The organism is Mesorhizobium sp. M0139, from assembly GCF_040322455.1.
Classification (GTDB): Bacteria; Pseudomonadota; Alphaproteobacteria; order Rhizobiales; family Rhizobiaceae; genus Mesorhizobium.
Genome location: NZ_JAMYTN010000017.1, coordinates 121545 through 129164, shown reverse-complemented (window position 1 = coordinate 129164; position 7620 = coordinate 121545). Strand labels below are relative to the sequence as shown.

The window sequence follows — 7620 nt, the reverse complement described above, 5'->3', positions numbered from 1 at the left end:
CCCCCCCCCCCCCCCCCCCCCCCCCCCCCCAACCCCCCCCCCCGGGCCGCCCCCACCACCCCCCCCCCTTCCCGCCCGGGTCCTCTCCCCCCCCCCCCCCCCCCCCCACCGGGGGGCCCGGCGGTCCAGTCAAGGATGATTATCAGTCCTTGGAGACGAAGCGGGACGGATGGATGTCCATCACATTGTCATCGAAGCCATGCAGCTTCGAGGAGACGATATCGTGGAAGCTGTAGTAGAGAAGCGGAATGTTGCCGACGTCATCGACAAGGATGCGCTCGGCCTCAGTGAGGTCCTTCATGCGCTCTTCCGGCTTGCCGCCGGCAGCCGCGGCCTTGTCCATGGCCGCCTCATATGCCGGGCTGACGTAGTTCGAATAGTTGTTGCCGCTGGCCTTGCGGGTGATGCCGAGGAAGGTCTCGGGATCCTTGTAGTCGGCGATCCAGGCGGCACGCGCCACGTCGTAGTTGCCCTTCTGCTCGAGGAAGGAATAGTGGGTCTTGGTATCGGTGTTGAGCAGCGTGATCTCGACGCCAAGCGGCTTCAACTGTTCCTGGATGGCAACCGCGGTGTTCTTGTGGTTTTCCGAGGTGTTGTAGCGGATCTCCATCTTCAGCGGATGCTCGGGCGTATAGCCGAGTTTCTCAAGGATCTTCTTGGCGGCGTCCTCGCGGTCGATCTGCGGCATGTCGGCGTATTTGGCCATTGCCGGCGTGTAGCCGGCGATGCCCGGAGGCACCATCGAATAGCCAGGCAGCATGGAATTCTGCCAGACCTTTTCGGCCAGGAAGTCGCGGTCGATAGCCATCGAGATGGCGTTGCGCAGCTCGACATTGTCCCAGGGCGCCTTGTCGGTCTTGATCGCGTAATAATAGGTGCCGAGATACGGTCCGACGCGGACCTGATCGCCGAACTTGGTCTTGAGGTCAGCGAGCTGTTCGGTCGGCAGGTCGCCGTAGCTGTCGAGTTCGCCGGCCTCGAAGCGCTTCATCGCCGAAGAGCGGTCTTCGGTCGGGATGTAGTTGACGACGTCCATCTTGACGGTCGCGGCATCCCAGAATTTCGGATTCTTGACCAGCTTCATGTGGTCGTTGGGAATCCACTCGGCCAATGTATAGGCGCCGTTCGAAACGAGATTGCCCGCCTTGATCCAGTCGGCGCCGAGCTTGTCGATCGAGGCCTTGTTGACCGGGTAGGTAGCCTGGTGGGTCAGCATCTCCAGGAAGTATGGCGTCGGCGCCTTCAGCGTCACTTCCAGGGTGTTGGCGTCGATCGCCTTGACGCCCATGTCCTCGGGCTTGCCTTTCTTGGTGTTGACTTCCTCGGCGTTCTTCACGGGATAGAGCATGGAAGCGTATTCGGCGGCGGTCGCCGGATCCTCCAGCCTACGGAAGGAATAGACGAAGTCGTCCGCCGTCACCGGGCTGCCATCCGACCACAAGCCGTCCTTGCGCAGCTTGAAGGTGTAGACGGTGCCGTCATCAGATACCGTCCAGCTTTCGGCGGCGCCCGGGATGAGGTTCGTCTTCTGATCGTGCATGACCAGTCCCTGGAACAGGTCGCGTATGATATCGGCTTCGTAGACGGTCGAGGTCTTGTGCGGATCGACCGTCTCCGCTTCGGCGGCGCTGCCTCTGTTATAGACGGTCTCGGCAAGGACCGGCGTCAGGAACGTGCCTGCGGCAAAGGTCATGGTCGCGGCGACAAGCGTCGCCTTCAGCATATTTTTCAGCATGAAGTCTCTCCCTGTGGCGCTGCCCATCGGCTGCGCCTTACGAGTGTTGACGCCCCGGAACCGATTTCTGGCCCCTTCGAGCGCGCCGCCGGTTCCCGTTCCGGCAGCTGGTGGCAGGAGACTAGACAGACGGAAATATTATTTCAACCGAGTCTTGCTTGACGCTAAGTGAGCATCCTCACCCTAAACCAGCCATAGCTAATCTATATTACAAGGTCCAATTGGATGCAACTTGTGGTTGTCCTGTAACTTTGGGTTTTGCCCTCAGCAGTTGTCATTAGCGCAACCATCTGGAAACATTTCAGGAATGCCGTTCGTGGCCAAGCTCGACGAAAGTACCGAAGAAGCCCGAAAATGAAAAACGTGGCGCCGGTGGCGTTGCACGGATCACTCGGCATGGTTGCATGCGGACACGATCTTTGTTGACGCCGGACGGCGTCCCTGAAAGATCAGCCTACCTTGCCGACAAACCAGCCCAGGGCCTGCAGCGACAGCCCCTCCTCCTGCAGGACGGCACCGCCACCCAGAGCGATCGCCTCGACAGGCTGGAGATCCGGCGGCAGTGGCCAGTCGGCCGGCTTGTCGGCGAAATTGAAGACGCAGAGCAATGTCTCGTCCTCGCCCTGCCGGATGAAGGCAAGGACATCGCCCTCGGTATCGAGAAAGCGGATCGGGCCCTTGACCAGCGCCAAGTGCGCCTTGCGCAAGGCGAGCATCGTCCGGTAGCCGGCGAGCACGGACTTGTCGTCGGCGTTCTGGATATCGACCGCCCGAGCGCGGTGGCTTTCCGGCACCGGCAGCCAGGGTTTTCCCGAGGAAAAACCGGCATTGTCGGCGCCCGCCTCCCAGACCATCGGTGTGCGGCAGCCGTCCCTGCCTTTGACCCCCGGCCAGAAACGGATGCCGACGGGATCGCGCAGATCCTCGAAGGTCAGTTCCGCCTCCTCCAGCCCAAGCTCTTCGCCTTGGTAGAGACAGATCGAGCCCCGCAGGCAGGAGAGCAAAGCGATAGCGAATGTCGCCACCGCATCTGGATCGCCGCCCGGCCGCGTCCAGCGGCTGACATGGCGCACGACATCGTGGTTGGAGAATGCCCAGCAGACCCAGCCGTCGGCGACAGCTGCCTCGAAGGCCTCGACGCAGCCGCGCACATGGGCGGCTGAGAATTGCTGACCGAGCAGGTCGAAGGTGTAGCACATGTTGAGCTTGTCGCCGCCGGATGTGTAGGCGGCCAGCGTCTGCAGCGAACGGCCTTCGTCGCCGACCTCGCCGACACTGGCGCGGCCGTCATATTCGTCGAGCAAAGCGCGGAAGCGCCTGAGGAAACCGAGGTTTTCCGGTTGCGTCTTGTCGAACAGATGCTCCTGGAAGAGATAGGTGTTGGTTTCGCCGTTGGTGCCGGCGACGCTCGACGCCAGCGGCGGATTGCTGCGCAGCCAGCGGTCGTGGACATAGTAGTTGACCGTATCCAGGCGGAAGCCGTCGACGCCGCGCTCGAGCCAGAACCGCACCGTCTGCAACAACGCGTCTTGAACCTCAGGATTGTGGAAGTTGAGGTCCGGCTGCGAGGCGAGGAAATTGTGCATGTAGTATTGCCGGCGGGTCGCGTCCCACTCCCAGGCCGGGCCGCCGAAGACCGACAGCCAGTTGTTGGGCGCGTTGCCGTCCGGCCTGGTGTCGGCCCAGACATACCAGTCAGCCTTGGGATTATCCTTGCTGGCACGGCTCTCTACAAACCATTCGTGCTTGTCGGAGGAGTGCGACAACACCTGATCGATGATCACCTTCAGGCCGAGCCTGTGCGCCTCGGCAACCAGCGCGTCAAAGTCGTCGAGCGTGCCGAACATCGGATCGACCGCCTGATAGTCGGAGACGTCGTAGCCCATATCGGCCATTGGCGATTTGAAGAAGGGCGACAGCCAGACGGCGTCGACGCCGAGCGAGGCGACGTGCGCCAGCCGTGAGGTGATGCCTGAGAGGTCGCCGCTGCCGTCGCCGGTGGTGTCCTGGAAGGAGCGAGGATAGATCTGGTAGATGACGCAGCCGCGCCACCAGTCGGCGCTCTGTTCGGGTCCCGGCTGGGCATTGTCGTCGGCCATCACGGACCCTTCCTGGCGCGGGCCTTTGCGGTCCGGCGCTCGATCATGAAACTGACACTGCGGCCGGGCAGCGGCCACGCGAGGTCGACCGCTTGCGCTTCAACAGCCGGCTGCCATTCAAACCCTTGCCGCGCGGGCAGCGTGAAGACGCATTGGCGGCGATCGCCATTGACGATCACAGCCAGGCGGCCTTCCCCGCCATCGCCGAGCAGCATGACGAGGCGATGGCGCGAGCCATCGTTCCAGTCGGCTTCGCCGAGCGGCGCGCCGGTCTCGGTCAGCCAGGCGACGTCGGGCGTTTCAGAACCGGGCGGCGGCTCTCCGGTCAGGAAGCGCGTATCGGAAAGCGCCGGCACCGCGCCGCGCAGAGCTGCGAGCGCGGACACATGGGCTTCCAGCCCGACGTCGCGCCCGGCCCAGTCGAGCCAGGTGATGGCGTTGTCCTGCGCATAGGCGTTGTTGTTGCCCCCTTGCGTGCGGCCGAATTCATCGCCCGCCGTCAGCATGATGGTGCCGCGCGAGGCAAACAGAGTGGCGAGCAGCGCGAAGCGATCATGGGAACGGGCCTCGGCAATCGCCTTGTCCGAGGTTTCGCCCTCGACGCCGTTGTTCCAGGACAGGTTCTCATTGTGGCCGTCGCGGTTCTTCTCGCCATTGGCTTGGTTGTGCTTGGCTTCATAAGCGACGATATCGGCCAGCGTCATGCCATCGTGCGCGGCGATGAAGTTGACCGTGCGGCTGGCGGATTGGCCCTCCCTGCCGAACACATCGGAGGAGCCGGCGAGCCTTGTCGCCAGCGCACCGACCGTGCCGGCATCGCCGCGCCAGAAGCGCCTGACGTCGTCGCGGTAGCGGTCGTTCCATTCGAGGTAAGGCGGCCGGAAATTGCCGAGCTGATAGCCATTCGGGCCGATGTCCCAGGGCTCGGCGATCAGCACCCTGTCGGCAAGGATGGGATCGGTTGCGATGGTTTCGAGCAACGGGGCTGCCGGATCGAATGCGCCATCGACGCGACCGAGGACCGGCGCCAGGTCGAAGCGGAAACCGTCGACGCCGGCTTGGCGGACGAAATGGCGCAGCGTGTCGAGTACCATGTCACGAACGACCGGATGGTCGCAGGCGATGGTATTGCCGGTGCCGGTATCGTTGGCCAACCTGCCGTCCGGCTCGCTGCGGTAGTAGGCTTGATTGTCGAGGCCGCGCAGCGACAGCGTCGGCCCGAGCCGGTCACTTTCGCCGGTATGATTGAAGACGAGATCGAGGATGGTGCCAATGCCAACCCTGCGCAGCACCCCCACAGTATCGCGCAACTCGGCGAGGCCGCCGGGCGCCAGGCGCGGGTCGAGCGCCATGAAGGTGACTGGGTTGTAGCCCCAGGCATTGCTGAGGCCCAGCGGCGGCAAATGGCGCTCATCGACCCATGCCGTCACGGGCATCAGCTCAACGGCGGAGACGCCGATCTTCTTGAGATGTTCGACGATAGCCGGATGGGCAAGGGCTGCAATGGTGCCGCGCTGCGCTTCGGGCACGTCCGGATGCAGCCTGGTGAAGGAGCGGACGTTCAGTTCGTAGATCAGGCCGCCTGGCTGGAACAAAGGCGGCTTGGCCGGCAGCGGCTTCGGTTGAGCCCGCGCGATGGTCTTCGGCATCAGTGGCGCGGTGTCGGCGCCTTCGTTGCGCCGGGCGGCAAGCCGCCAATGATGCTGGTAGGGCCGGTCTATCTCGACGGCGTAGGGATCAGTGAGCAGCTTGTCGGGATCGAACCACAGCCCGCGCTCCGGCGCATATTCGCCGTCGGCGCGAAAGCCGTAGCGCGTACCCGCGGCAAGGCCGGCGACGAACAGCGCATGGACGCCCTCGCTTTCCGGCTGAAGTTCGAGCCGGTCGATTTCACGGGCGCCGGTGTCGTCGAAGATCGACACCCACAGGCGCCGCGCGGATGACGACCAGGCGGCGAAGCGGATGCCTTCGGGAGTGACGGTTGCGCCGAGCTGGGTCATCGGCGCATCCTCCACTCTCCCCCTTGTGGGGAGGGTCGCGAACGAAGTGAGCGGGGTGGGGGTCGGCGCGGGGAAAGCGCTTTACGAGCACCCCCAACCCGATCCGCTGCGCGGATCGACCCTCCCCACAAGGGGGAGGGTAAAGACGTCACCACCCTCAAGTAATCACGCTCGGCTTGTTGCGCCCGGTGTGGCTCTTGATCCCGGCGATATCATCGGCAGCCGCGATCAGGTCAGCGAGCGCCTCTTGCGTGTCGAGATCATGCCGCGCTCTGTCCGGCTCGTAGCGCTCGATGTAGACGCGCAGCGTAGCACCCGACGTGCCGGTGCCGGACAAACGAAACACGACACGCGAGCCGCCTTCGAACAGGATGCGGATGCCCTGGTTCTTGCTCACCGAACCGTCGACGGGATCGTGATAGGCGAAGTCGTCGGCATTGGCGATCTTCAGGCCGCGCACGCTGGTGCCGGGCAGCGAAGCGAGCTTGGCGCGCAACTCGTCGACCAGGGCGTTGGCGCGCTCGGTTTCGACCTCCTCATAGTCATGACGTGAATAGTAATTGCGGCCGTAGGTCGCCCAATGTTCGGTGACGACGTCCTTGCAGCTTTCGCCGCGCACGGCCAGGATGTTCAGCCACAACAGCACCGCCCACAGCCCGTCCTTTTCACGGACATGGTTCGAGCCGGTGCCGGCGCTTTCCTCGCCGCAGATCGTTGCCATGCCGGCATCGAGCAGATTGCCGAAGAACTTCCAACCGGTCGGCGTTTCGTAGATGCCGATGCCGAGCTGTTCGGCGACGCGGTCGGCAGCGCCGCTGGTCGGCATCGAGCGGGCGATGCCTTTGAGGCCGTCCTTGTAGCCCGGCGCCAATTGCGCATTGGCGGCAAGCATGGCCACCGAATCCGACGGGGTGACGAAAATGCCCTTGCCGATGATGAGATTGCGGTCGCCGTCGCCGTCGGAAGCGGCGCCGAAATCGGGCGCATCCGGTCCCATCATCTCGTCATAGAGATGCTTGGCGTGGACCAGGTTCGGATCCGGGTGATGGCCGCCGAAATCCGGCAGCGGCTTGTAGTTGCGGCAGGTGCCATTCTCCGCGCCGAGCCGGCGCTCGAGGATTTCCTTGGCATACGGGCCGGTGACCGCATGCATGGCGTCGAAGCGCATGCGGAAGCCGTATTTGAAATTGGCGCGGATGGCGTCGAAGTCGAACAGGCTCTCCATCAATTCGGCATAGTCGGTGACCGGGTCGATAATCTCGACCGCCATGCCGCCGGCGGTCACCGTGCCGATCTTGTCAATGTCGATCTGGTCGATGTCAACCGTCTTGAAGCTCGAAATCGTCTTGGTCTTTTCGAAGATCGCGTCGGTCAGCTTTTCCGGCGCCGGGCCGCCATTGCCGGCATTGTACTTGATGCCGAAATCCTCGTGCGGGCCGCCCGGATTGTGACTGGCCGACAGGATGATGCCGCCGAAGGTCTTGTATTTGCGGATGACATGCGACGCCGCCGGCGTCGACAATATGCCGCCCTGCCCGACCATCACCTTGCCGAAGCCGTTGGCCGCCGCCATGGCGATGGCCTTCTGGATGACCTCGCGGTTGTAGAAGCGGCCGTCGCCGCCGATCACCAGCGTCTTGCCCTCAAAGCCCTCCAGCGCGTCGAAGATCGACTGGATGAAGTTCTCGGCATAGTGCCCCTGCTGAAAGACAGGCACCTTCTTGCGCAGGCCGGACGTGCCGGGTTTCTGGTCGAGATAGGGTTTGGTGGCGACGGTCCGGATCAT

Annotated in this window: 3 protein-coding genes and 1 pseudogene; all 4 read right to left on the bottom strand. The window is 63.6% G+C overall.

The genetic code is table 11. The features are described 5' to 3' along the window. Positions 1 to 394 precede the first annotated feature (394 nt). Positions 395 to 1540, bottom strand: a pseudogene (locus NKJ58_RS25995) (peptide ABC transporter substrate-binding protein); the annotation flags it as partial. 644 nt (positions 1541 to 2184) lie between these two features. Then, entirely contained in the window at positions 2185 to 3834 is a 1650-nt protein-coding gene (gene bglA / locus NKJ58_RS25990) for a beta-galactosidase BglA (protein ID WP_352520117.1), read from the bottom strand. Next, complete coding sequence (gene glgX / locus NKJ58_RS25985; protein ID WP_352514501.1) at positions 3834 to 5834, bottom strand: glycogen debranching protein GlgX; 2001 nt, start codon at positions 5832 to 5834, stop codon at positions 3834 to 3836. The genes bglA and glgX overlap by 1 nt, the downstream gene beginning before the upstream one ends. 157 nt (positions 5835 to 5991) lie before the next feature. Next, on the bottom strand, positions 5992 to 7620 hold the full coding sequence (locus NKJ58_RS25980; protein WP_352520119.1) for an alpha-D-glucose phosphate-specific phosphoglucomutase: 1629 nt from the start codon (positions 7618 to 7620) through the stop codon (positions 5992 to 5994).